This window comes from Neisseria sp. HMSC064E01, assembly GCF_001808875.1.
In the GTDB taxonomy this organism is placed as follows: Bacteria; Pseudomonadota; Gammaproteobacteria; order Burkholderiales; family Neisseriaceae; genus Neisseria; species Neisseria sicca_A.
Map to the genome: position 1 here is coordinate 1 of NZ_KV794945.1, position 973 is coordinate 973.

Consider the following 973-nt stretch of genomic DNA (forward strand, 5'->3'; position numbering starts at 1 on the left):
ATAGCCGCCCATGTGGGCGGCTGTTAAGGAAGTAGCGTGTTGATTTCATGAAACACCGTGTTGATTTCATGAAGTCAGCTTGTTGATTTCATATTTTTCTGAAACTGGTTTACCCAAGCTGTAACCGTTCTTTCTGTCGGAACATCGGGGGCTGGGATTTCATCATCATCAATTTTGCGGATAATCAGGCGGATTAATTCAGCTTTCCCCCCTCTTTCATTCAGCTTTTCCTTTCTTTCCTCCAATAACTGATTTACGGCTGCTATCGTTCCTGCTTTCTCATAGGGGCTTTGCTTGGCTTTACCTGCTTTGCGGGCGTTTTCTATAATAGATTGCATACCTATTTCGCCTGAATTTAATTCAAGCTCTATTAGTCCGATTGAATCAGTTATTAGGTTTGCAAGCCCCTGAAATTTATAGAATCTATCCTCATAACTAAGGCTGTCAAAATCTGTTACATAATCAAAAATAGCTTTTGCTGTAAATACATGCTGCATTTCCACCAGTGTTTTCCAGTCTTGCCCATAAGACAAGCCCTCAATTACAGGTTTTAATTGTTCTTGATAATTATAGGGTTCTTCAAATTCCTCCTCGAATTTTTTGATTGCCTCAAAACATTCTTGCTCCGTCTTTTCGATTTCCTCTGTACTTTTCTGTTTCCAGCAAAATGATTCAGGCGAGTGATCAGCGGCATAAAAGGCTCTTCTCATAACCTTTTCAGCATTAAACCAATATGCCCCTAGTGCTTTGCCAAATTTTTTTGTACCTTTTATTTGATAAATAGCTTTGAATCTTTCATTATCAAGGCAATAATTTTTCTTCGTATCAGTATCTTGGTTATCGGTATTGGTCATTGTTTTAATCCTTTCTTTTCATCAAACGACCTCTAATCCGTCTCGCCATCTTGAATCAATCTCAATGCTTGGTTATACCGTTCCCGCAAAAAGTCGCTATACCATTGCATAAACTCTTT

General features: G+C 38.6%; 1 protein-coding gene. It reads right to left on the reverse strand.

The genetic code is table 11. The features are described 5' to 3' along the window. Positions 1-74: 74 nt before the first annotated feature. Positions 75-854 (reverse strand): hypothetical protein, encoded by a 780-nt coding sequence (locus tag HMPREF2572_RS08595; RefSeq protein ID WP_070497736.1) that lies wholly within the window; start codon positions 852-854, stop codon positions 75-77. Between the last annotated feature and the right edge of the window lie 119 nt (positions 855-973).